The following is a 22183-nucleotide window of genomic DNA, read 5'->3' on the forward strand; positions in this document are numbered from 1 at the left end:
TATCAAGCGGCGAAATGCTCCACGATCTTCGCGCAGAAGGCCGGCAGGTCGTCCGGATTGCGGCTCGAGACCAGGTTGCCGTCGACCACGACTTCTTCGTCGACGACGGTTCCTCCCGCGTTTCGAATGTCGGTTCGGATGCTCGGGTACGACGTCAACGTCCGGCCCTTCAGAACGTCGGCCTCGACGAGGGTCCAGGCGCCGTGGCAGATCACGCCGACGGGCTTGCGGGCCTGCACGAAGGCGCGGACGAACTCCACTGCGTCCGCGTCGACGCGAAGTTGATCGGGGTTGGTGGTGCCGCCGGGCAGAATCAGTGCGTCGAAGTCGTCCGCGGAGACCTCGGCGACCACGCGGTCGACCGTGAAGGTGTCGGCGGCATTGACGTCGCTCTCCATCGCTTGGATGTCGCCATGGTCGAGTGCGACCAATGTGACTGTGGCTCCGGCATTTTCGACGGCTTCGCGAGGCTGAACCAGCTCGACTTGCTCGACCCCGTCGGTGGCGAGAATGGCGACGCGGCGTCCGGTCAAGGTTTCGGTAGTCATGACGTTCGAATGTCCGACGGGGCCGGATCCCAAACCGACGAGCGATGGTACGAATGGACCCATGAGCGAATCACCCATCGAAACTCCGGCCGAGGATCGCGCCCTGCAGAACCTGCCGATCGTGGACGAGCCCGACGAGCCGAGTGCGGACGAGCTGCCCATCGAGGCCGACGCCAGGGACGTGCTGGATCAACGAGCAGAAGTACCCCTGGACGACGACGGGTACGACGAGCGCTAAGGCGTGTTCGGCTCTTCGTCGACCAGAGGATGCGGCTGCGACTTGAACTTCGCGGGGGAGCCGTCGGCCATGGCGACCCCGTGGATTCCGCCCCACATCATCATGCAGAGATAGTCGATCAGATCGTCGGCGGACATCGACTTGTTGGAGATCCACCAGTGCGTGGCCAACTGAACCGCACCGACGATGGCGAAGGCCCACGGCACCGAGCCACCGGAATCCATCTCGCGTTGCCGCAGGCGTTCACCCAACACGGTGGAGAGCAACTCGGCGATCATTCGCTCGGACTCGGCAACCACGTCGCGGTTGTTGCCGGCGTTGTTCGCCATGACGTACAGGTACACCTCGGGATCGGTGGCCACCGTCTCGACGTACGCGGTCACCACGACGCGAGTGAGCTCGTACTCGTCGAGCTCGTGTGAGATCGCAGCGTAGATGCGAGGTGCGAGAGTCGTCTCGACGTACCGCGACATCGTCGCGCTCGTCAGGTCGTTCTTGTCGGTGAAGTAGCGGTAGAGCACCGTCTTGGAAATACCGATCTCCGACGCGATCTCGTCCATCCCGATTTCGCGGCCTCGCAACCGGATCGCGGCCAACGTGCCGTCGACGAGCTCTTCGCGGCGCGCGATCTTGTGCTCACGCCACCGACGCTTTCGGCCGTCCGGCTTCTCGACCTTCGGCTTGTCCTCGCTCGGCTCGGACTCGTTCAGCTTTGCCTCCGTCGTATTTCTCGCCACAACCCCACCCTATGCGCCTTGTCCGACACCATTGCAGGCTGCGTCCGGTTGATCTGCCACATTTCTGGGCACAATGTCGGTTGTGCAGCTCATGAACTTCGACGACGAGACCAAACGTCGCGACCTCCGCAAGATGAAAACAGTCGCGACGGGCTTTCTCGTTTTCGCATCGATCGTCTATCTCTTCTGCCGATGGCAGGAGTCGACGGGCGCAGGTGCCTGGGTCGGCTACGTCCGAGCGGCGTCGGAGGCGGGCATGGTGGGCGCACTCGCCGACTGGTTCGCGGTGACGGCACTGTTCAAGCACCCGCTGGGTATCCCGATTCCGCACACGGCTCTGATCAAGAAGAAGAAGGACCAGCTGGGCGCGAGCCTGAGTTCGTTCGTCGGCAGCAATTTCCTCGCGCCCGAGGTGGTGTCCGAGAAGGTCGCGTCGGCGCAGGTTCCGCTGCGATTGGGTACCTGGCTCGCCCAGCCCGACAACGCCGAACGCGTCGCGGCCGAGGCGGCGACCGTGTTGCACGGCGTCGTCGACGTACTCAACGACGAGGACATCACCGCCGTCATCGACAGCACCATCGTGCGTCGACTCGCCGATCCGCAGTGGGGTCCGCCGATCGGCCGCATCCTCGACGAGTTGCTCCGCGAGAACCGTCAACTGCCGTTGATCGACATGCTCGCCGAGCGCGCTCACCAGTGGGCGCTCGGCAGCCAGGAGATGATCGATCGCGTCGTCGCGAGGGATTCCCCGAACTGGTCGCCGAAGTTCGTCGACACTCTGCTGGGGGAGAAGGTCTACAAGGAACTCGTCGAGTTCACCTGGAAGATTCGCTCCAACCCCGAGCACGACGTCCGTCAGGCCGCGAACAAGTTCCTCATCGACTACGCCAACGACCTGCAGCACGATCCGGTGACCATCGAGAAGGCCGAGAAGCTCAAAGCGCAGATCATGGGACGCGAGGAGATCACCGGCCTCGCTGCGGCGACGTGGAAGGTGGCCAAGCGGCTGATCACCGAGTCGGTGGACGATCCGACGAGCACGCTGCGCACCAAGATCAAGGAGAACACCGCCAACCTCGGCGTCCGTCTGCGCGACGACGAGGACCTGCGCGGCAAGGTCGACGGTTGGCTCCTCGGTGGTGCGAGCTACATCGCCGCGAACTACGCCGACGAGATCACCACGATCATCGGCGACACCGTCGCGCGCTGGGACGCCGAGGAAGCGAGCAAGAAGATCGAACTGCAGGTGGGACGCGATCTGCAGTTCATTCGCATCAACGGAACCGTCGTCGGTTCCATCGCCGGTCTTGCCATCTACACGATCTCGGATCTGATCTTCGGGCACTAGTGCTAGCAGAGTGCTTGCAATAGTTAGCACCCTTCGGTACCGTCCAGTAGGACACCGAAAACAGGAGGCCGAGATGGCCGATGACGAGGGGGATCTGGTCGCAAAGGCGACCGAGGCGACGCAGGTCGTCGCCGAGGCGGGGGATCTTGTTGCCGCAGTCGTCACGACTGCAGCACAGGACATAGGCAGCTACATCCGATCGCAACGGGAAGCCGCGCAGGTATCGATGCGGCAACTCGCCAGTCGGGCCGGAGTGAGCAACCCCTACCTCAGCCAGATCGAACGCGGACTGCGCAATCCGTCCGCCGAAGTGCTAGCGCAGATAGCCAAGGGTCTGCGCGTCTCCTCGGAGGTGCTGTACGTCCGGGCCGGGATCTTGGAAGCGCGTCCCCACGGTCCGGTGCGCGAAGCTCTGCTCGGCGATGAGCACATCACCGAACGGCAGAAGCAAGTGCTGATCGAGATCTACGACTCGTTCTGTCGTGAGAACGAGTCGACGCAGGAGCCCGAACCCGACGAACAGGAGACACCCGATGTCTGATTCCAAGAACTTCGAGAACGTCAAGACCCCCATCTTCGCAGCCGTCGGTGCAGGCGACGCCGTCGTCCAGGCAGTAGCGGACGTCGTCGCTCAGGTGCGTTCGCGCGCCGAGAGCCGTACCAGCGAGGTCAACGCCCGCATCGCCGACATCTCCGAGGACGTCACCGAAGGCGTCGAGAGCCTGCGCGAGCGCCTCGCGAACCTGCCCGCAGAGCTTCCCGACGAGATCGCCGAACTCCGCGAGCGCTTCACCCCCGAAGAGCTCCGCAAGGTGGCCGAGGCATACCTCAAGGTCGCCTCCGACCTCTACACCTCGCTCGCCGAGCGCGGTGAAGAGACCGTCGAGCGTATCCGCCGCACCCCGGCCGTCGAAGAAGGCCTCGAGCGCGCCAACACCGCTGCCAACGACGTCGTCGACCTCACCGAGCAGGCCCTCGGAACCGTCGCCTCGCAGACCCGCGCAGTCGGCGAGCGCGCCGCTGCACTGGCCGGCCTCGCGTCGGACAAGGTTCGTGAAGGTGCCGAGGAAATCTCCGAGGCCGCCGACGAGCTCGCCGAGAACATCGACGAAGCAGGCGACGAGGCCAAGGACAAGGCCGTCGAGGCTTCCGACAAGGTGAGCGGCGTGGCAGGCAAGGTCGAGGCCAAGACCCGCAGCAGCGCGAACTCGCCGATCAAGAAGCCTGCTCCGGCACCCGCGAAGAAGACGGCACCGGCACCGGCTGCCAAGAAGACCGCGCCGGCTCCAGCCAAGAAGGCTCCTGCGAAGAAGACCACTCGCTAAAGCAATCGTAAAGAAAACGACCCCTGCGCCGCGCGGTGCGGGGGTCGTTTCTCGTACACTGGCCGCGTGAGCATCGCCGGCAGCTTCAGCTACTACATTCTGACCTTTCTGCAGATCCTCGGAGTGGTAGGCGCAGGATTCGCGATCTTCCATGCCCTGCGTCAGCGCGCCGACGCCTTTCCTGCCGTGGACAAGCTCACCAAGAACGCTTGGCTGGCCATTCTTTTCGTGGGTCTGCTTCTTATTTTGGTCTCCGGAGTGATCGGATTCCTGGGAATCATCGGTGTCGTCGCCGTGTGCGTGTACCTCGTCGACGTACGACCGAAGATCGACAGCATTCAACGCGGACCCCGCTGGTAGGCAGCCGCATCGACGCTCACGAGATCGTGGGCGTACCGTCTACCGCACCCGCCAGGGGGTCGAGGTAGAGGGGAATTTTCTGTGGTTTCACGCAAGGTAGTCGAACGTGTGCTGTTCGGAATCGGCGGCGCGGCCGCGGCGGCCTCCGTCGGTGCATTCGTCGTCCGGCGGCGTCGCCTGCATTCGTTCACCAGGACGACCGATGTTCGGCCCGACGAGCTTCTGAAGCATCCCACGATCGAGCCGCTCGTCACCGAGGTGGTCACCGACGACGGTGCGCACCTGCACGTTCGCAGCTACGGTGACGCCGATGCCGAACCGATCGTCTTCAGCCACGGCTGGACCTGCTCGGCCGACTACTGGTTTCCGCAAATCAACGCCCTCGCCGGCCGCTACCGCGTCATTGCCTACGACCAGCGTGGCCACGGCCGCAGCGACGTGGGAACGCGACCGCTGAGCCCCGACGTGCTGGCCGACGATCTCGCCGCCATCCTCTCCGCCACCGTCGCCGAGGACAACAAGGCCGTCCTGGTGGGCCACAGCATGGGCGGCATGTCGATCATGGCGTGGGCCGGGAACTATCCCGAGCAGGTCGATCGACTCGTCAGTGCCGTGCTGCTCGCCAGCACCGCGACCGACTCGCTCGTCCGCGAAACCACCGTCATCCCACTGCCGCAACGCTTCCCGCGCGTCCCGACCCCCGTGGGGAAGGCCGTGCTCAGCTCGGCACTTCCGCTGCGCCCGTCACCGGTGGTGCGCCAAGCCATCAAATACATCTCCATGGCACCCAGTGCTACTGCCGCCGAGGTGGCGTTCTGCGAGAAGATCGTGCTCGAATGCGCGCCGCGCACCCGCGGCATCTGGGGTGCGGCACTCACGGACCTCGACATCCACGAAGCGCTCGAGAACATGTCCGTCCCCACCAGCGTGCTCGTCGGATCGGCCGACCGATTGACCCCGCCCGTGCACGCTCGCAAACTCGCCCGCGCCCTGGACGATCACGATCACCTGAGCCGACTGATCGTGATCCCGGGCATCGGACACATGAGTTCCGTCGAGGCAATCGACGAATTCAACGCCGAAGTGGTTCGGCTCCGGAACCTGTGATCGTTCGGGTCTCGCCTAGCTGAACACCACGGTCTTGCGGCCGTGCACCAGGACACGATCCTCCAGGTGCCACCGCAGGCCGCGGGAGAGCACCAGCTTCTCGATGTCGCGGCCCTGACGCACCATGTCGGCCACCTCGTCGGAATGGTCGACGCGGATGACGTCCTGCTCGATGATCGGACCCGCGTCGAGCTCGGCCGTTACGTAGTGGCACGTCGCCCCGATCAGTTTCACGCCCCGCGCGAATGCCTGGTGGTACGGACGTGCGCCGACGAACGACGGCAGGAAGCTGTGATGGATGTTGATGGCCCGGCCCGCCCAGTGCGTGCACAGCGACTCGGGGAGAACCTGCATGAACCGTGCCAGCACCACCGCGTGGGGGTCGTAGGAATCGACCAGCGATCGCACTTCCTCGAAAGCAGGCCCGCGCTCGGCCGGTTCCTTCGCGAACTCGACGTGATGGAACGGGGTGCCGTGCGCGGCGGCGATCGGCTCGAGCGACTTGTGGTTGCCGATCACCGCGGAGATCTGAGCGGGCAGCTCGCCGCCCGCTGCGCGGCCGAGGAGGTCGTGCAAGCAGTGTGCTTCCTTGCTGACGAGCAGGACCACGCGCTTGGGTTCACCCGAATCATGAAGTGTCCATTCGGTTTCCGGGCCGAGCTCGGCGGCGACCACGGCGAAACGGGTGCGTAGCTCCTCGATGGTCATGTCCACGGACGACGCGCGTACGGCCTGCCGGGTGAAGAACCAGCCGGTGTCGGGATCGGCGTGATAAGCGGCCTCGACGATCCATCCACCGACCTCGGCGAGGAAGGTCGAGATGCGGGCGACGATGCCCGTCTTGTCGGGGCAACCGAGCGACAGGACGTAGCGGCGATCCTCGGATACGGAAGAACTCATACCGCCGATTGTCTCAGGGCGTCCGTACCCCGGTTGCCACCAGTGTCCCGAGATCGATCGAATCGATTCCGCGCTCGGTCAGCAGCGCAGTGAACTCGGCACGGATCTGCGTCCGGGTCCCATCGTCGAACGGTGTCAGCGCGCCCCGCATCGCGCTGCCCAGCACGAGATCCCACACGAACGACTCCGTTGCGGGAACGTGGTTGGACAGCTCCACGACCTCGACATCGGTGGTGCCGGCCGCGGTGAGCCACGCGGACAGAAGATCCGCCGTCTCCATTCGACGGATCGGGTGCCGGTCGTAGCCGTCCTGCGCGAGTGGCCCGTCGTGCTCGTTCGGCGGCGAGTGCGCACCGATCACCTCGAAGTACGTGCTCGCGAACGCCTCGATCGCACCTTTGCGCCACACCGTCACCCCGACGCGGCCGCCCGGACGAACCAGAGACACCAGACGAGCGAAGTCCCCCTCGGGATCGGGCAGAAAGAAGATGCCGTACGAACAGGCCAGCGCGTCGTATCCGGCATCGGGAACCGTCGACGGCGGCTCCCACTCGGCGGCGTCGGCGAGAACGAAGTCGATGTTGCGCAGGGCGCGATCGGTGGCTTTCACGCGGCCCACCTCCAACAGGTCGTCGGCGAGATCGATGGCATGCACGAGACCGTCGGGGCCCACCGCCGCGGCCGCAGGAACGGCCGACGCCCCGGTGCCGGAACAGACGTCGAGAACCGCGTCGCCGGTGACCAATCGGAGTGCGAAAGCGAGAGACTGCCCGGCCGGGCCCCACACCTGCGGCGTCAGGCCGTCGAACTCCCTGCTGGTGGCGTTGAAGGTGGCGGCGAGCGACGCTGCGGTCATGACCGAAAATCGTAGACCGACAGGGTTACGAATGGCAGAGCTGTGAAAAGCTGGACCGCATGACACTCACCCGCGCCGCCCTCGCCGGAATGGTCGACCACACCCTGCTCAAGCCCGAAGCCGCCCAGGCCGACGTGGCCGCCCTCATCGAGGAAGGCCGCGAGCTCGGAGTACTCGCCGTGTGCGTATCGCCGTCGATGCTGCCGATTCGCGCCGAGGGAATGCTCACCGCCGTCGTCGCCGGATTCCCGTCGGGCAAGCATCATTCGCTGATCAAGGGATCCGAGGCCAGGCTCGCGGTGCAGCAAGGTGCCGACGAGGTCGACATGGTGATCGACGTCGGCGCGGCCATCGCGGGGGACTACAACGCGGTGTTGGCCGACATCGTCACCGTCCGCGAAGGGATCGCCGGAAGCGCGGTCCTCAAGGTCATCATCGAATCTGCAGCGCTGTCCGACGACGCGATCGTCGAGGTGTGCCGCGCCGCCGAGAAGGCCGGTGCCGACTTCGTCAAGACGTCCACCGGATTCCACCCCGCGGGCGGCGCAAGCGTCGAAGCCGTGCGTTTGATGGCAGAGACCGTCGGCGGCCGACTGGGCGTCAAGGCCAGCGGCGGCATCCGCACCACGGACGCCGCCCTGGCCATGATCGACGCGGGCGCAACACGATTGGGACTCTCGGGCACCCGCGCGGTGCTGGACGGATTGAGCTAGAGCGACTGCGAGGATTACGCGACGAGCGAGCAACCCTCGGGAGTCGGCTGATTCTGATCCTGCTGGGTCACCGGAATCGTGTACTGCCCGCCTTCGAGGGTGAGCTCGATGCCGCTGTCGGTGACGGTCAGCGAGGTCGGAGCCATGTCCAGCGGGTAGGCCTGCAGGCTGTCGGTCAGCACGCCGACGACGGAGTCGACCAGATCGGTGGGAATGCCGAGACCCAGGATCGACGCGTCGACGGTCTGGAAGTCGACCCTGCCGTCCACGACCTGCGGCTTGACGGTGAGGTTCGCCAGAGCACCGACGGCGAAGTCGAGGGTGCCGGCCGATGCATCCGAGGTGACGCCGGAGACGATCGCGCCGATGCCCTGGCTCTGGAGGGTGCGGGTGATGCCGTCGGTCGACCACGAGATGTCGGCGCTCGAGCTGCCGATGGTGCCGCCGGAGTCGGCGGTCTGCGTCAGATTCAGATCACGTGCCTCGGCCTGGACGACCATGCCCTCGGCGGGTCCGAAGCGCGCGTCGTTGCTGTCGACGGTCACCGAGGAGACCTTCTTGTCCACCAGCGAGAGCAGGACCGGCTTGAGGCCGAGACCGACCTCGACCTGGCTGCCGAGCTCGGATTCGAGCTGTCCGGCGAGACAGGATTTGATCTGCTGACGCACGAACAACTCGCCACCGATGACGGCGACGAGGAGGACGACAACGACGGAGACTGCGATCAGCGGTGCTGTGCTGCGCCTTGCTGTGGATGACATTCCTGGCAGTCTTCCCGATGATTCTGAGCAAGCTCTGTGAAACTCGCCGAACATGTGCTCTCGGTACGAAACTTTGTGACCTGTAACACATTGTGACGTAGGCTTGCGTCATGAGTACGACAGGACCGAGCGTGCACGAGCTGCACTCGTTGGCCACTCGTCAGGACGGCTATTTCACGGCCGAGCAGGCCGGCGAACTCGGCTTCGATTCTGCGATGGTGCGCGTCAATCTGGCCACGAACACGTGGACTCGCGTCGAGCGCAACCTGTTCCGACTCGGCCAGTGGCCACGCAGCGAACTCGAAGTGTTCGCCATGTGGTGCGCCTGGTTCGGCGGTGAGGCCGTGATCTCGCACCAGAGTGCGGCGGAGCTACACGGATTCGGGCACCTGCACCCTCAGTTCGTACACGTCTGCGCATTCGGCGACCTTCGACTGACCGACACCAGGCTGGCGGTTCATCGTCTGCGGCTCGAGCCACGGGACGTCGAGTCTGCGGGCACATTCAACCTCACCACGCCGGTGCGTACCGTGCTCGACCTCGCCGCTGGTGGCATCTCCCAGATCACCCTCGACGAAGTGGTGTGCGACGCCGTCGCGATCGGTCGCGTCGACCCGCAAACGCTGTACTCCGAGGCGGGAAGCAGCACCGACCGAGTGGCCGAACGCGTCGAACTGGCACTGTCTGCCTGCACGTAGCCGCGGGATCGGGTGCAGCCGGCCGCGCTGAGCGCGGTCGGCTGCACCCGATTCACGGTGCAGGTGCGACCGTCGACCAGGGGACCGTCAGCACGTTGTCTCGCATCCGTCGGCGGGGGAGTGTGATCGGAAGACCTTGTTCGACAAGCACTTTCATGGCTGCGCGCCACCGAATTCGAGGCCCGAACGGTGCCAGCGGTGCCGACACCGACCACGCCCTGTCGGCCCGTCGAAGCAGATCGTGCACGAGCTCACCCTCGATGTTGCGATGTATCAACACCTTCGGTAGCCGCTCCGCGATGTCCGACGGCATCTCGACGTCGAACGGATCCCATGCCAGCGTCAGCGAGCGCGGCCCATCGGCGTCGAGCAACACCCAGGCGCAGCGTCGACCGAGCTCGTCGCAGGTGCCGTCCATCAGTAGGCCGCCGGGTGCCAGACCCGCCAAAATGCGTTGCCAGGCAGCAGGTACCGCATCCTCGGGGTACTGCCGCAGTACGTTGAACGCCCGCACCAGGTTGGGGCGCAAGCCCGCCAGCTCGAAACCGCCGCGGGCGAACTCCACGCCGTCACTCCCCGGGACGACGCGTGCGGGGTCGATCTCGAGACCGGTGACTCGGAGATCGGGCCGGACGGTGCGCAGTCGACCGGCCAGCTCGAGGGTCGTGTTCGGCATCGCCCCGTACCCGAGGTCGACGACGAGGGGATTCGGCGAGTCGAGCAGAACGCGTCGAACATCGGGGTTGTGCACCAGCCACCGGTCGCTGCGACGCAACCGATTGATGCCGGTGGTGCCGCGGGTGATGACGCCCTCAGGCTTGCTCAGTGGGCTAGGCGTTCTTTTCGAGCCAGTCGGCGGTGACTTCGCCTTCACCGCGCCACAGGTCGATGAGGTTGACGAGCATGAGCTGCTCGAGCTTGCCACCGATGAACGGCAGGAAGACCTTGGCCTCCGAGGAAGTGCGCAGCGTCGAACCGCCGTTGGTGGGGAAGAGCGAGGTGGTGCCCTTCAGCGAGCCGGGTCCGGCCGGAATCGACGCGTCGTAGTGGCCCGCGGTGACTTCTTCGTAGGCGTCGAAATGCACGTTGCGGGTGATGACCATGTCTTTCTTCATCACCGTCTGCGCGATGTCGGGCAGTTCGGTGCGCGGGATGACGTGGTGCATCACGATGTCGATTCCGGCGTCGGACACCTCGAAGCTCTTCAGCTCGTTCTCCGAGTACTTACGCATCTCCTCGATGCGCGCATCCCAGTGATCGCGACTGGAAAGCGCTGCATAGACCTGCTGCGTCGAGTGGGTGAACCGGGCGGAGTAGTTCATTCGGCGAGCCATAGTGCGCCAGGTTAGCCGTTCGTGTTCGCGGCGATCCAGTTACCGGTGAAGTCCTGTTCGTTGTCGATGAGCGAGAGCACCTGCTCGCTGATCATCGCTTCGATCTTGCCGCCGAAGATCGGGACCTTGACCTCGGTGGTGCCGGCCAGCGCGATGGTCGTCGCATCGCCGGTGGCATCGAGGGTGGTGGTGCCGGTGATGCGGGCCGGTGCGCCTTCGACGGTCGCTCCGAACGTGCCGTCGGCGTGGGTGCCGTCGAACGGTCCCCAGCTCTCGGTGCGTTCGATGATGAGGTCGCCCTTCTTGAAGGCGGTCACCGCGGACGGCAACTCTTCTTCGGGGACGGCCTGAGTCATGACGACGTCGATGGTTCCGTTGCCGACGGTGACACTCTTCAGGCTTGCGCCCGGTCCGCCGATCTGCTCGATGCGGTCCTTCCAGTACTGCTCGGACGTCAGTGCAGCGTGGACCTTGTCGGCGGAGGCGGGCACAGTCGAGCTGTGCTCAATAGGGCGAGGCATAGGCGCAGGTTACCGGGTGACTGAAGACAGCAGTGCGCGACCGGTAGCGTGAGAGTCCGTGCCTACTGCAATTTCGGAGCTCACCACCATCCGCGTGGGTGGCCCGGCCCGTGAATTCACCGTTGCGACGACCGGCGACGAGTTGGTCTCCCTGGTGCGCGACGCGGATCGCGCGGGGACCGACGTGCTGGTCGTCGGCGGCGGATCCAACCTGGTGGTCGGCGACGACGGGTTCGACGGCCGGGTGATTCGAGTGACCGGTTCGCGGCTGGACATCGACGGCGAGATCGTGACGGTCGACGCCGGCGTCGAGTGGGATGCCGTCGTCCAGGCGACGATCGAAGCAGGTCTGTCCGGCATGGAAGCGCTGTCGGGCATTCCCGGAACCACCGGCGCGACGCCCATCCAGAACGTCGGCGCGTACGGCGCGTCGACGTCGGAGCTGCTGCACGGCCTGACCGTCTACGACCGTGAGACCGAGGAGACGGCGGTGTGGACGCCGGAGCAGTGCGGTTTCGGAACGCATCGGTCGTCGGTGTTCAAGCGATCCTCGCGGTACGTGATCTTGGATGTGACGTTCGCGCTGAAGAAGACGACCGAGTCGCTACCGGTGCGGTACGCGGCGTTGTCGGAGCGTCTCGACGTGCAGATCGGCGACGTCGTACCGGTGCCGGACGTGCGCGCGGCCGTGCTGGCTCTGCGTGGCGAACGCGGCATGGTGCTCGACGCAGGAGACCACGACACGTGGAGCGTCGGATCGTTCTTCCTCAACCCGGTGCTGGCCGAGGTGCCCGAGGCCGCTTCGCACGCACCCAGCTTCCCCGACCCCGCGGGAACCAAGATCCCGGCTGCCTGGCTGATCCAGAACGCGGGCTTCCCGCGCGGGTACGGCACCGAATTCGGGCGCGGCACCGCGGCGTTGTCGTCCAAGCACGTGTTGGCCGTCACCAACAGGGGTGGGGCGAGCGCGTCGGACATCATGGCGCTGGCCACGCACGTGCGAGACGGGGTGCAGGAGAAGTTCGGCGTCACGCTCACGCCCGAATGTGACCTCGTCAACTGCGCGCTGGGTTAGGGCCGGTCGAAACGGCGCATACGATGGAGCTTTGCAAGTGAAAGCTCGTAGGAGGTAAATCAGTGCAGGTCACCAGCGTGGGACATGCGGGATTCCATATTCGGACCGACGCCGGAAGCATCCTGTGCGATCCGTGGGTCAACCCGTCGTTCTACGCGTCGTGGTTCCCGTTTCCCGACAACTCGGGCCTGGACTGGGACGAGTTGGGTGATTGCGACTACCTCTACGTCTCGCACCTGCACAAGGATCACTTCGACCCGAAGAACCTGGCCGAGCACGTCAACAAGGACGCCACCGTGCTGCTGCCGGACTACCCGGTGCTCGATCTCAAGCACGAGCTCGAGAAGCTCGGCTTCCACAAGTTCTACGAGACGACGGACTCGGTCAAGCACACGATCTCCGGTCCCAAGGGCGATCTGGACATCATGATCATCGCGCTGCGCGCGCCCGCCGACGGTCCCATCGGCGACTCGGGTCTCGTCGTCTCGGACGGCAAGACCGTCGCGTTCAACATGAATGACGCGAGGCCGGTGGACCTGGACGTGATGACCGAGAATTTCGGTCCCGTGGACGTGCACATGCTGCAGTACTCGGGCGCGATCTGGTACCCGATGGTCTACGACATGGTTTCGCGTGCGAAGAAGAATTTCGGCATCCAGAAGCGTCAGCGTCAGATGGATCGGGCACGCCAGTACATCGAGCAGGTCGGCTCGACGTGGGTCGTCCCGTCGGCGGGCCCGCCGTGTTTCCTGGACGACGAGCTGCGCTCGCTCAACGACGTCTACGGCGACCCGGCCAACGTGTTTCCGGACCAGATGGTGTTTCTCGAGCAGATGCGACTGCACGGGCACGACAAGGGTCTGCTGATGATGCCGGGCACCGCTGCGACGTTCGACGGTTCCGAATTGATCTCGCACGAGCACCCGATCCCGACGGCCGAGGCCGAGGCCATCTTCACCACCGGCAAGGCCGAGTACATCGAGGCCTACGCCCAGCGTCAGGCGTCGGTCATCGCCGCGGAGAAGGCAGCGTGGGCTCCGGCCGAGGGCGAGCCGTTGCTCGAGCCGATGCGAGGCCTGTTCGAGCCGATCATGGCGCAGACGGATCTGATCTGCGACGGCATCGGTTACCCCGTCGGAATCACCATGGGCGACGAAACCGTTGTGCTCGACTTCCCGAAACGAATTGTGCGCGAACCGATCTCGAACGAGCGGTTCCGCTACAGCTTCACCATCCCGCCGGAACTGGTACGCACCGCCATCCGCGACCAGGAGCCGGACTGGGTCAACTCGATCTTCCTGTCCACCCGCTTCCGTGCCCGACGCGTCGGCGGCTACAACGAGTTCCTCTACACGTTCTTCAAATGCCTCACCGACGAGCGCATCGCCTACGCCGACGGCTGGTTCTCCGAGGCGCACGACGACACGGCCACGATCACGATGGGCGGCTACGAGATCCAACGTCGTTGCCCGCACCTGAAAGCGGACCTGACGAAGTTCGGCATCGTCGAGGGGAACAAGCTCACCTGCAATCTGCACGGGTGGGACTGGAGCCTCGATTCCGGCCGCTGCCTCACCTCGAAAGGGCACGAACTTCGAACGCGCAAGCTGTGAGACTGCCCCCAAAAATCGGGGTAGTTCGCAGACGCAGGTACGTTGGACAACGTGCATGAGCAGGTAGAACAGACAAAACGGACGCGCACGGTGTGGTTGATCGCCGTGCTCGTCGCCTTGGTGGCCCTCGTGGCAGGCTGCACCGTCGGATCGGGCGAGGGTGGCTCGGGTGCCGCGGCCCCGACCACCGAGGCAGCGCCCGTCGCACAGATCACCCAGAACCCGGTCGCAGGTGCCGTCGACGTCAGTCCCGTCGCGCCGATCTCGGTCTCGGTCACCGACGGAACGCTCACCCAGGTGGCGTTGACCAACCCCGACGGCAAGGTCGTCCAGGGCGCGCTCTCGCCCGACAAGACCTCGTACGCCGTCACCGAGCCCCTCGGCTACGGCGTCCAGTACACGTGGTCCGGCTCGGCCCTGGGCAGCGACAACAAGACCGTCGACATCACCGGTGCCTTCACCACCGTCGAGCCCGACAGCCGTACGTCGGTGAGCACCAACATCGGCGACGGCCAGGAAGTCGGCATCGCCGCGCCGATCATCCTGCAGTTCGACTCCGCCATCGCCGACAAAGCCGCCGTCGAGAAGGCATTGACGGTGACCACCAACCCGCCGACGCCCGGCGCATGGGCCTGGTTCCCCGACGACAACGGCTCGCGCGTGCACTGGCGTCCCACCAACTACTGGGCACCCGGCACGACGGTGTCGGTGAACGCAAAGCTCTACGGCGTGAACTACGGCGACGGCGCGTACGGTGCCGACGACGTCACCCTGAACTTCAGCATCGGACGCAGCCAGGTCGTCGTCGCCGACGCGACCAGCCACCGCATGCAGGTGGTCCGCGACGGCCAGACGATCATGGACATTCCCGTCAGCTACGGCGAGGGCAACGAGGACCGCAACGTCACCCGCAGCGGCATCCACGTCGTCACCGAGAAGCACGAGGACTTCCTGATGTCCAACCCGCCGTTCTACGAGAACGTCCGCGAACGCTGGGCGGTGCGCATCTCCAACAACGGTGAATTCATCCACGCCAATCCGCTGACCACCGGTGTGCAGGGCGCATCGAACGTCACCAACGGATGTATCAACCTCTCCGACGCCGACGCTCAGCAGTACTTCCAGACGGCGATGTACGGCGATCCCGTAGAGGTCACCGGAACGCGCATCGACCTCTCGGCAGCCGACGGCGACCTGTACGACTGGGCCATCGACTGGTCGACCTGGGAGTCGATGTCGGCACTTCCTGCCGGCGGAGCGACCGCGACCACGACACCTGCGACGACGGCACCTGCGCCCGCTGGGTGAGCGCAAGTGCCGTAGGCACTACTTACGGGAGAAGCGCCCCGGACCGGCCTGATCACGTGGCTTGATGATGATCTGATCCAGGTTGACGTGCGACGGGCGAGATGCGACGAAGCCGATCACCTCGGCGATATCGCTTGCCACGAGCGGTGTGATGCCCTGGTAGACCGCGTCGGCCTTGTCTGCGTCGCCGTCGAACCGGACGAGCGAGAACTCGGTTTCCACGGCACCCGGCGCGACCTCGGTCAATCGCACCGGCTTGCCCAGCAGCTCGCCGCGCAACGTCCGATGCAGCACTGCCTGAGCGTGCTTGGCCGAGGTGTAGCCCGAACCGTTGTCGTACGCCTCGAATGCCGCAACCGACGTGATGGTGACGATCAGGCCGTCGCCGGAGTCGATCAGCTTGGGCAGCAACGACTTCGTCACCCGCAAGGTACCGAGCACGTTGGTCTCCCACATCCAGCGCCAGTCGTCGAGGTCGGCGTCGATCACCGGGGCCAAGCCCTTCGCGCCACCGGCGTTGTTGATCAACACGTCGACGCGGGGAATGACCGCGGTGAAGGCAGCGACCGAATCCTCGTCCGTCACATCGAGTTCCAGGGCAGTGCCGCCGATCTCCGACGCCAACTCCTCGAGCCGGTCGAGGCGGCGGGCTCCGATCACGACGTGGAATCCGTCGGCGGCGAGTTGGCGGGCGGTGGCCGCGCCGATGCCGGAGCTCGCTCCGGTGACGACGGCGATTCGGGCATCGGGGGAAATGTGTTCGGACGAGGTCATGGTGAAATTCTATGCCCGGCGTACCCCGTGCTTTCCGATGCCCGATTGGACTTCGGACGCGAGGGTGCTAATTTTGGACTCATGTCCGCCAGTGAGACCACCGCGATGCGGGTCACCTATGTGACCGCATCCCTCGGTTCTCGCTTGCCGCTTCCTCGGGAACTGTGTTGTCCCGGCCAAGGAATCCGTCTCTAGCTCCCTGTTTCGAGCTGCAGACAGTCGATTCGCGTGTCGTGGTTCTTCGCGACCACCGCGCCCTTCCTTGACCTGCATCACTTCGCTCCTTCGTCGTTGTCCCTCCACGACGGAGGTCTGCCATTGCTGAGGACCCAACGGATGTCTGTTTCAACGCTGCACCACCACACCGGCCCCACCTCTCTTCGGTCTCTCGCGAGGCCTCGATCGCGCGTCCAACTCGTCGCACCCGATCTGCGGATCGCCGACAGCCCCGCCGCGTCGGTACTTCGGGTGGCCTGCGTCGAAGGTCCCATCTCGCGCGAGCGTGCTGCTCGCGCAACCGGTTCGAGCATCGCCACCGTCAACCGTCAGGTGTCGGCCCTGCTCGCCGTCGGGATGCTCCGTGAGCGCGCAGACCTGACGGCTCCGGGGGCGATCGGACGCCCGCGGGTGCCGTTCGAGGTCAACCACGAACCGTTCTCGACCATCGGCATCCACATCGGAGCCGTCGTCACCGGCATCACCGTCAGCGATCTGCGGGGACGCATACTCGGTGCCGTCGAAATACCCACGCCCGCCGGCTCTTCGGAGGCAGCGCTGGCCTCCGTCACCCGCAGCGCCGGTGCCTTCGCCGGACGCTGGCACCGTCGCACCCCGCTGTGGGTCGGGGTGGCGATCGGTGGACGCGTGGACACCGCGAGCGGCACCGTCGACCATCCGCGGCTGGGATGGGAGAACGGCCGCGTCGCCGGCATCATCGGCGGCGGACTCGGACTGCCGATCTCGGTCTCCGGGCACGTCGAGGCCATGGCGGCCTCGGAGCTGCTCCTCGCCCCGCGTCTGTCGGACAGTGTTGCGGCGCAGAGCAACAGCGGAACGTCGCTGTACTTCTACGCACGCGAGACCGCGGGCATGGCGCTGACCATCGACGGCCGAGTGCACACTCCCACGAGTGGTCCGGGCTCCATCGCGCACCTACCCACCGGATCGTCGGCGCTGTGCGGCTGCGGAAATCGGGGATGCCTCGAGGCCTCCGTGAGCGATCGAGCGGTCGTCGCAGCCGCCGTCGACCGCAGGATCGTTGCACCGCAACCGAACCCGAGTATCGCGACGGTGTACCAGGCGGCGCAGGGTGGCTCGGAGGCCGCGCGGGAGTTGCTCGTCGAGCGGGCACAGATTCTGGGTCGGACGGTGGCGCTGCTACGCGACATGTTCAATCCGGACCGCGTCGTACTCGGAGGCCAGGCGTTCACCGCGTACCCGGCCGGAATTCCGCACGTGGGGGAGGCCTTCGCCACGTATTCGACGTTGGCACGCAGGGATATTCGGGTGACCGGCTTCGGTGACAAGGTGCAGGAATACGCCGCAACCGTGGTCTCGCTCAGCGCCCTGTACTCCGATCCGCTCGCCTCGATGCGCAGGGCCGCGGCGTAGGTTCACCTACTATGAGCGAGCCCGATTTCAGCACCCGTGCAGCAGGACCAGTCCGTCAGGCCACCGGCATCGACGGAGCCAACATCGTCTACCGCGTCAGCGGTGACCCTGCTGCGCGGCCGCTGGTCCTGCTGCACGGGTGGGCACAGAGCTCGGCCTGCTGGGGCGAGGGACTGCTGACCGACCTGGCGGAGCGCTACCGCGTTCTCGCCGTCGATCTACGCGGTCACGGCTACTCCGACGCCCCGTCCGCCGGTTACGACGATCCCAAGACCTGGGCCGGCGATGTCGACGCGGTGCTCACGGCCGAGGGCATCACCGCCGACGCGGTGTTGCTGGGGTGGTCGTACGGCGGACTGGTGATCTGCGACTACCTCGCCGAACACGGCACGGGGGCGGTGTCGGGCATCGTGCTCGTCGGCGCGATCACCAGCATCGGCAGGGGAGAGGCAGGCGGCCGCGTCGGGACGGCCATGCGAGCGGCGATCCCCGGTGCGATGGCCGAGGAGCCCCGCGTCGCGATCAAGGCACTCGGGAGTTTCGGGCACGCGCTGACCGGGCCGACGGAAGGCAAGGGCACGGAGGCGCAGGCGTTGTTCGGGTTGACGCTGTCCACGAGGCCACGGGTTCGCGCCGCCCTGTTCGATCGAGCGGTCGGCCACGATGACCTGCTGCGCAGCCTCGACATCCCCGCCTTCGTGCTGCACGGAACCGAGGACACCGTCGTCGACGTCTCTGCCGGACGGCACGCTGCGGAACTGATCCCCACGGCCGTGGCGTCGTACTGGGATGGCGTCGACCACGGCCCGTTCGTGGCCGATCCGCAGCGCTTCCTCACCGAGGTGACCGAGTTCGTCGACAGCCTGGGTCGTTCCGCAGGCTGCACTCCCGGATGGTCTGAGTGTGCCCGGTCGTCGGAAGGGGTAGTTATCGAGACGTAATGTGGAGGCGTGCACACTGAAGAAGTGACTGGACGCCAGCTGAACAGGGTCGCTGTGTTGTCCTTGCATACCTCCCCGCTGGCGCAGCCGGGAACGGGTGATGCGGGCGGCATGAACGTCTACGTGCTGCAGAGCGCGAAAGAGCTGGCCAAACGGGGCGTGGAGGTCGAGATCTTCACCCGTGCGACGGCGTCGACCGATGCTCCCGTCGTCGAGGCAGCTCCCGGTGTGCTGGTGCGCAACATCGTCGCGGGCCCGTTCGAGGGGTTGGACAAGCACGACCTGCCCACTCAGTTGTGCGCATTCGCAGCCGGGGTGCTGCGAGAGGAAGCTCGCCACGAACCCGGTTACTACGACCTGGTGCACTCGCACTACTGGCTCTCGGGTCAGGTCGGCTGGCTGGCGCGCGATCGCTGGGGAGTGCCGCTGGTGCACACCGCGCACACCCTCGCCGCTGTCAAGAACGCGTCTCTGGCGCAGGGCGACTCGCCCGAGCCGGCCGCGCGTCAGATCGGCGAGCAGCAAGTGGTGGCCGAGGCGGACCGACTGATCGCCAACACCACCGAGGAAGCGAAGTCTCTCGTCGAGATCTACGGGGCGCAGCAGGGTTCGATCGATGTGGTTGCACCGGGAGCCGATCTGGCGCAATACAATCCGGGGGACAAGCTCGCGGCGCGCGCCGAACTCGGGTTGAATTCCGACGAGTCGATCGTCGCATTCGTCGGACGCATCCAACCACTCAAGGCCCCCGATGTGCTGATCGCCGCGGCTGCCGAAGTGCTGCAGCGCAATCCGGCAACACCACTGAGAATCCTCATCGTCGGCGGCCCGTCCGGCAGCGGATTGGATCGCCCCGACAGTCTCATCGATCTGGCCGAGAACCTCGGGATAAGTCCCCGAGTGACGTTCATGCCGCCGCAACCGTCGGCGCGCCTGGCCCAGGTCTACCGCGCCGCGGACATCGTCGCCGTGCCGAGCTACAACGAATCGTTCGGCCTGGTCGCCATCGAAGCCCAGGCCTGCGGAACTCCGGTCCTGGCCGCCGACGTCGGCGGACTCGGCGTGGCGGTGCGATCGGGCGAGACCGGACGCCTGGTGCAGGGCCACCGCACCGAGGATTGGGCGGATGCACTCTCGTCCATGCTGGCGGACCCGGCTGCCTTGGCCGACATGGCGACCGCAGCACCGCGGCACGCCCGCAACTTCTCGTGGGAGCACACCGCCGACGGACTCATCGAGAGCTACCGGCAGGCCAAGTTCCACTTCGACCGAGGCGAGGGACCGAGCGAGTTCTCTCCGCGACGCGTCCGAGGACTGTCGACACTACGCAGATCAGGAGCTGTGACTGCATGAGCGAGACTGCCGAACTGATCGACCGGGCACTGAAGGACCGCGAGCTGGACTACACGCGGCGCGGCGACGTCTTCACCGTCGAACTGCCAGGGGAACGCAAACTCAAAACGACGACGATGCTGACCGTCGGGCATCACGGGGTGCGCATCGAGGCGTTCGTGTGCCGCAAACCCGACGAGAACTTCGAGGGCGTCTACAAATACCTGCTGCGCCGCAACCGTCGCCTGTACGGGGTTCACTACACGATCGACAAGGTGGGGGACATCTACCTCGTCGGCCGAATGTCGTTGCACGCCGTCAACGGTGACGAACTCGATCGCATTCTGGGGCAGACTCTCGAGGCTGCCGACGGTGACTTCAACGTGCTGCTCGAGCTGGGATTCGCGGAGTCCATCAAACGCGAATGGGCGTGGCGTGTCTCGCGCGGCGAATCGCTCGCGAACCTGAAGGCGTTCGAGCACCTCGTGGACAAGCGCGAAGCGTAACTCGCTCGAAATAGGTCGGAGTCGCTGCCCGTAACGTCCGGTTCCTAGCCTGACACCCATGACCAGGCCAGAGGACGCTCGCCCGCCGGTGTTGCAGATGTTCGGTTACGGTCTGCAACACATTCTCTCGATGTTCGGCGGCGTCATCGCTGTTCCGATCATCGTCGGCGGCGCAGCCGGACTCTCGGGGGCCGATCAAGCACTGTTGATCTCCTGCGCACTGTTCGTCAGTGGCGTGGCCACTGTGCTGCAAACGATCGGCATCCCGTTCTTCGGCTCGCAACTGCCGCTGGTACAGGGCATTTCGTTCGCGTCGGTCTCGACGGTTCTCACGATCATCGGTAGCGCGGAGGACGGACGAACCGGACTGCGCACGGTGCTCGGAGCGGTTCTGGTCGCCGCGCTGATCGGCTTGGGCATCGCTCCGTTCTTCTCCAAGATCGTTCGGTTCTTCCCGCCGCTGGTGACCGGCAGCATCATCACCGTCATCGGACTGTCGCTGATGCCGGTGGCCGCACGCTGGATCACCGGCCAAGAGTTGGTGGGCGGTGCGCCGAACCCCGACTATCTCGATCCCGGCAACATCGGGCTGGCGATGTTCACCCTCCTCGCCGTGCTGGTGATGACGAAGATTCCGGGGTTGTCACGGCTGTCGATCCTGCTCGGACTCGTGGTCGGAACCATCGCTGCACTGATCGTCGGCGAGACCGACTTCGACGGCGTCGCCGACGCATCCGTGGTGGCCGTCCCGACCCCCTTCGCCTTCGGCTCACCGATCTTCGCAATCGGCGCGATCGTGTCGATGACCATCGTCATCCTGGTGATCATGGTCGAGACCACCGCCGACATCCTCGCCGTCGGCGAAGTGGTCGGAACCGACGTCGACTCCAAGCGCGTCGGCGACGGCCTGCGCGCCGACATGGTGTCCTCTGCCGTCGCCCCGATCTTCAACACCTTCCCGGCCACGGCCTTCGCGCAGAACGTCGGCCTGGTTGCGATGACCGGCATCAAGAGCCGCTTCGTCGTCGCGATGGGCGGTGGCGTGCTTGCGCTGCTGGGCCTTTCGCCGATTCTCGCGGCCGTCGTCGGGGTCGTCCCGCTTCCGGTCCTCGGCGGCGCAGGAATCGCGCTGTTCGGAACCGTCGCCGCCAGCGGTATCCGCACCCTCGGCAAGGTGAACTACGACAACAACTCCAACGTCGTCATCGTGGCCGTGACCTTGGCGTTCGGTCTCATACCTGTTGTCGCGAGCGACTTCTGGGACGAGTTCCCGGACTGGTTCGTCACGATCTTCCACTCCGGAATCAGTGCCGCCAGCATCGTCGCGGTGGTACTCAACGTATTCTTCAACGTGTTCAAGCCCGGTACTCCGCCGAACCCCTCGGTGGTGGCAGCGGGGCCGGCAGTGATGGTGCGTGAGGACGAAGCACGAATACTCCGTGAAGGCGGCAGCTTGCCCGACAAGGCTGTGCCGAACAAGGCTGCATCCGATAAGGACACCTGAGTGAAATCCTGCGCACCCTCGCCCGCGCGAGTAGCGTCCCGACCCAGACGAAGTACATCTAAATTGGAGGACA

25 protein-coding genes are annotated in these 22183 nt (G+C 65.5%); 16 read left to right on the plus strand and 9 right to left on the minus strand.

The annotated features are described in order from the left end of the window. Nucleotides 1-2 precede the first annotated feature (2 nt). On the minus strand, nt 3-548 hold the full coding sequence (locus CH271_RS03660) for a type 1 glutamine amidotransferase domain-containing protein (RefSeq protein WP_094632770.1): 546 nt from the start codon (nt 546-548) through the stop codon (nt 3-5). A gap of 61 nt (nt 549-609) precedes the next feature. Between CH271_RS03660 and CH271_RS28675 the strand changes: the two genes are divergently transcribed. Next, nucleotides 610-786: a hypothetical protein gene (locus tag CH271_RS28675; RefSeq protein WP_179274747.1), complete on the plus strand. Its 177-nt coding sequence runs from the start codon at nt 610-612 to the stop codon at nt 784-786. Here the strand turns inward: CH271_RS28675 and CH271_RS03665 are convergent. After that, nucleotides 783-1523: a TetR/AcrR family transcriptional regulator gene (locus CH271_RS03665; RefSeq protein WP_037186871.1), complete on the minus strand. Its 741-nt coding sequence runs from the start codon at nt 1521-1523 to the stop codon at nt 783-785. The genes CH271_RS28675 and CH271_RS03665 overlap by 4 nt on opposite strands. A 73-nt stretch (nt 1524-1596) precedes the next feature. Here CH271_RS03665 and CH271_RS03670 point away from each other — a divergent pair, with 73 nt between their 5' ends. The 5 genes from CH271_RS03670 (at nt 1597) to CH271_RS03690 (ending at nt 5663) form a co-directional block, all read left to right on the plus strand. Continuing rightward, nucleotides 1597-2871, plus strand: a complete 1275-nt coding sequence (locus tag CH271_RS03670) for a DUF445 domain-containing protein (protein WP_037186872.1) — start codon at nt 1597-1599, stop codon at nt 2869-2871. Nucleotides 2872-2944: 73 nt separating this feature from the next. Further along, nucleotides 2945-3412, plus strand: coding sequence for a helix-turn-helix domain-containing protein (locus CH271_RS03675; protein ID WP_052047273.1), 468 nt, complete (start codon nt 2945-2947; stop codon nt 3410-3412). After that, nucleotides 3405-4196: a heparin-binding hemagglutinin gene (locus tag CH271_RS03680; RefSeq protein ID WP_094632678.1), complete on the plus strand. Its 792-nt coding sequence runs from the start codon at nt 3405-3407 to the stop codon at nt 4194-4196. Before CH271_RS03675 ends, CH271_RS03680 begins: the two co-directional genes overlap by 8 nt. 72 nt (nt 4197-4268) lie before the next feature. Then, a complete protein-coding gene (locus CH271_RS03685) occupies nt 4269-4556 on the plus strand; it encodes a DUF2516 family protein (RefSeq protein WP_371828356.1) in 288 nt (95 codons plus the stop codon). Between the two features lie 81 nt (nt 4557-4637). Next, on the plus strand, nt 4638-5663 hold the full coding sequence (locus CH271_RS03690) for an alpha/beta fold hydrolase (protein ID WP_094632679.1): 1026 nt from the start codon (nt 4638-4640) through the stop codon (nt 5661-5663). A 15-nt stretch (nt 5664-5678) separates the two neighbouring features. Here the strand turns inward: CH271_RS03690 and purU are convergent, their stop codons facing one another. After that, on the minus strand, nt 5679-6563 hold the full coding sequence (gene purU / locus CH271_RS03695; RefSeq protein ID WP_094632680.1) for a formyltetrahydrofolate deformylase: 885 nt from the start codon (nt 6561-6563) through the stop codon (nt 5679-5681). A gap of 13 nt (nt 6564-6576) precedes the next feature. After that, nucleotides 6577-7419: a class I SAM-dependent methyltransferase gene (locus CH271_RS03700; RefSeq protein ID WP_094632681.1), complete on the minus strand. Its 843-nt coding sequence runs from the start codon at nt 7417-7419 to the stop codon at nt 6577-6579. A gap of 59 nt (nt 7420-7478) precedes the next feature. Between CH271_RS03700 and deoC the strand changes: the two genes are divergently transcribed. Beyond that, complete coding sequence (deoC, locus tag CH271_RS03705) at nt 7479-8132, plus strand: deoxyribose-phosphate aldolase (RefSeq protein WP_373453590.1); 654 nt, start codon at nt 7479-7481, stop codon at nt 8130-8132. Between the two features lie 14 nt (nt 8133-8146). On the opposite strand, the gene CH271_RS03710 is transcribed toward deoC, so the two are convergent. Continuing rightward, nucleotides 8147-8893, minus strand: a complete 747-nt coding sequence (locus CH271_RS03710) for an LmeA family phospholipid-binding protein (RefSeq protein WP_052047274.1) — start codon at nt 8891-8893, stop codon at nt 8147-8149. 110 nt (nt 8894-9003) lie between these two features. On the opposite strand from CH271_RS03710, the gene CH271_RS03715 reads away from it, so the two are divergent. Next, on the plus strand, nt 9004-9591 hold the full coding sequence (locus CH271_RS03715; RefSeq protein WP_037186882.1) for a type IV toxin-antitoxin system AbiEi family antitoxin domain-containing protein: 588 nt from the start codon (nt 9004-9006) through the stop codon (nt 9589-9591). A gap of 52 nt (nt 9592-9643) precedes the next feature. Here CH271_RS03715 and CH271_RS03720 read toward each other — a convergent pair whose 3' ends face one another. The 3 genes from CH271_RS03720 to CH271_RS03730 are packed head-to-tail and all read right to left on the minus strand — an operon-like array spanning nt 9644 to nt 11446. Further along, on the minus strand, nt 9644-10465 hold the full coding sequence (locus CH271_RS03720) for a class I SAM-dependent methyltransferase (protein WP_256986189.1): 822 nt from the start codon (nt 10463-10465) through the stop codon (nt 9644-9646). Further along, on the minus strand, nt 10422-10925 hold the full coding sequence (locus CH271_RS03725) for a DUF2505 domain-containing protein (protein ID WP_032380350.1): 504 nt from the start codon (nt 10923-10925) through the stop codon (nt 10422-10424). The genes CH271_RS03720 and CH271_RS03725 overlap by 44 nt, the downstream gene beginning before the upstream one ends. 11 nt (nt 10926-10936) lie before the next feature. Further along, nucleotides 10937-11446: a DUF2505 domain-containing protein gene (locus CH271_RS03730; protein ID WP_037186887.1), complete on the minus strand. Its 510-nt coding sequence runs from the start codon at nt 11444-11446 to the stop codon at nt 10937-10939. 58 nt (nt 11447-11504) lie between these two features. Between CH271_RS03730 and CH271_RS03735 the strand changes: the two genes are divergently transcribed. From CH271_RS03735 to CH271_RS03745, 3 genes are all read left to right on the plus strand, one after another. After that, nucleotides 11505-12521 (plus strand): UDP-N-acetylmuramate dehydrogenase, encoded by a 1017-nt coding sequence (locus CH271_RS03735; protein WP_094632683.1) that lies wholly within the window; start codon nt 11505-11507, stop codon nt 12519-12521. 62 nt (nt 12522-12583) lie between these two features. Then, complete coding sequence (locus CH271_RS03740; protein WP_094632684.1) at nt 12584-14134, plus strand: MBL fold metallo-hydrolase; 1551 nt, start codon at nt 12584-12586, stop codon at nt 14132-14134. A 51-nt stretch (nt 14135-14185) separates the two neighbouring features. Beyond that, nucleotides 14186-15442, plus strand: coding sequence for a L,D-transpeptidase (locus CH271_RS03745; RefSeq protein ID WP_179274748.1), 1257 nt, complete (start codon nt 14186-14188; stop codon nt 15440-15442). A gap of 18 nt (nt 15443-15460) precedes the next feature. Here the strand turns inward: CH271_RS03745 and CH271_RS03750 are convergent, their stop codons facing one another. After that, a complete protein-coding gene (locus CH271_RS03750) occupies nt 15461-16216 on the minus strand; it encodes an SDR family NAD(P)-dependent oxidoreductase (protein WP_094632686.1) in 756 nt (251 codons plus the stop codon). A gap of 336 nt (nt 16217-16552) precedes the next feature. Here CH271_RS03750 and CH271_RS03755 point away from each other — a divergent pair, with 336 nt between their 5' ends. From CH271_RS03755 to CH271_RS03775, 5 genes are read left to right on the plus strand one after another with little or no spacing between them, the layout of a single operon-like run. Then, entirely contained in the window at nt 16553-17827 is a 1275-nt protein-coding gene (locus CH271_RS03755; RefSeq protein ID WP_094632772.1) for an ROK family protein, read from the plus strand. 11 nt (nt 17828-17838) lie between these two features. Continuing rightward, nucleotides 17839-18768, plus strand: coding sequence for an alpha/beta fold hydrolase (locus CH271_RS03760; RefSeq protein ID WP_256986191.1), 930 nt, complete (start codon nt 17839-17841; stop codon nt 18766-18768). A 24-nt stretch (nt 18769-18792) separates the two neighbouring features. Further along, complete coding sequence (gene mshA / locus CH271_RS03765; RefSeq protein WP_179274749.1) at nt 18793-20121, plus strand: D-inositol-3-phosphate glycosyltransferase; 1329 nt, start codon at nt 18793-18795, stop codon at nt 20119-20121. Continuing rightward, entirely contained in the window at nt 20118-20606 is a 489-nt protein-coding gene (locus CH271_RS03770; RefSeq protein ID WP_037186901.1) for a YbjN domain-containing protein, read from the plus strand. Before mshA ends, CH271_RS03770 begins: the two co-directional genes overlap by 4 nt. 58 nt (nt 20607-20664) lie before the next feature. Continuing rightward, complete coding sequence (locus CH271_RS03775) at nt 20665-22110, plus strand: nucleobase:cation symporter-2 family protein (RefSeq protein ID WP_094632687.1); 1446 nt, start codon at nt 20665-20667, stop codon at nt 22108-22110. The last annotated feature ends 73 nt before the right edge of the window (nt 22111-22183 follow it).

This window comes from Rhodococcus sp. 05-340-2 (genome assembly GCF_002258915.1).
Classification (GTDB): Bacteria; Actinomycetota; Actinomycetes; order Mycobacteriales; family Mycobacteriaceae; genus Rhodococcoides.

What these genes read in the sequence shown, in the direction of transcription:
- CH271_RS03660 (WP_094632770.1), bottom strand. Translation starts at nt 548, where the DNA reads ATGACTACCGAAACCTTGACCGGACGCCGCGTCGCCATTCTCGCCACC.
- CH271_RS28675 (WP_179274747.1), top strand. Translation starts at nt 610, where the DNA reads ATGAGCGAATCACCCATCGAAACTCCGGCCGAGGATCGCGCCCTGCAG.
- CH271_RS03670 (WP_037186872.1), top strand. Translation starts at nt 1,597, where the DNA reads ATGTCGGTTGTGCAGCTCATGAACTTCGACGACGAGACCAAACGTCGC.
- CH271_RS03675 (WP_052047273.1), top strand. Translation starts at nt 2,945, where the DNA reads ATGGCCGATGACGAGGGGGATCTGGTCGCAAAGGCGACCGAGGCGACG.
- CH271_RS03680 (WP_094632678.1), top strand. Translation starts at nt 3,405, where the DNA reads ATGTCTGATTCCAAGAACTTCGAGAACGTCAAGACCCCCATCTTCGCA.
- purU (WP_094632680.1), bottom strand. Translation starts at nt 6,563, where the DNA reads ATGAGTTCTTCCGTATCCGAGGATCGCCGCTACGTCCTGTCGCTCGGT.
- CH271_RS03700 (WP_094632681.1), bottom strand. Translation starts at nt 7,419, where the DNA reads ATGACCGCAGCGTCGCTCGCCGCCACCTTCAACGCCACCAGCAGGGAG.
- deoC (WP_373453590.1), top strand. Translation starts at nt 7,479, where the DNA reads ATGACACTCACCCGCGCCGCCCTCGCCGGAATGGTCGACCACACCCTG.
- CH271_RS03710 (WP_052047274.1), bottom strand. Translation starts at nt 8,893, where the DNA reads ATGTCATCCACAGCAAGGCGCAGCACAGCACCGCTGATCGCAGTCTCC.
- CH271_RS03715 (WP_037186882.1), top strand. Translation starts at nt 9,004, where the DNA reads ATGAGTACGACAGGACCGAGCGTGCACGAGCTGCACTCGTTGGCCACT.
- CH271_RS03725 (WP_032380350.1), bottom strand. Translation starts at nt 10,925, where the DNA reads ATGGCTCGCCGAATGAACTACTCCGCCCGGTTCACCCACTCGACGCAG.
- CH271_RS03730 (WP_037186887.1), bottom strand. Translation starts at nt 11,446, where the DNA reads ATGCCTCGCCCTATTGAGCACAGCTCGACTGTGCCCGCCTCCGCCGAC.
- CH271_RS03750 (WP_094632686.1), bottom strand. Translation starts at nt 16,216, where the DNA reads ATGACCTCGTCCGAACACATTTCCCCCGATGCCCGAATCGCCGTCGTC.
- CH271_RS03755 (WP_094632772.1), top strand. Translation starts at nt 16,553, where the DNA reads ATGTCTGTTTCAACGCTGCACCACCACACCGGCCCCACCTCTCTTCGG.
- CH271_RS03760 (WP_256986191.1), top strand. Translation starts at nt 17,839, where the DNA reads ATGAGCGAGCCCGATTTCAGCACCCGTGCAGCAGGACCAGTCCGTCAG.
- CH271_RS03770 (WP_037186901.1), top strand. Translation starts at nt 20,118, where the DNA reads ATGAGCGAGACTGCCGAACTGATCGACCGGGCACTGAAGGACCGCGAG.
- CH271_RS03775 (WP_094632687.1), top strand. Translation starts at nt 20,665, where the DNA reads ATGACCAGGCCAGAGGACGCTCGCCCGCCGGTGTTGCAGATGTTCGGT.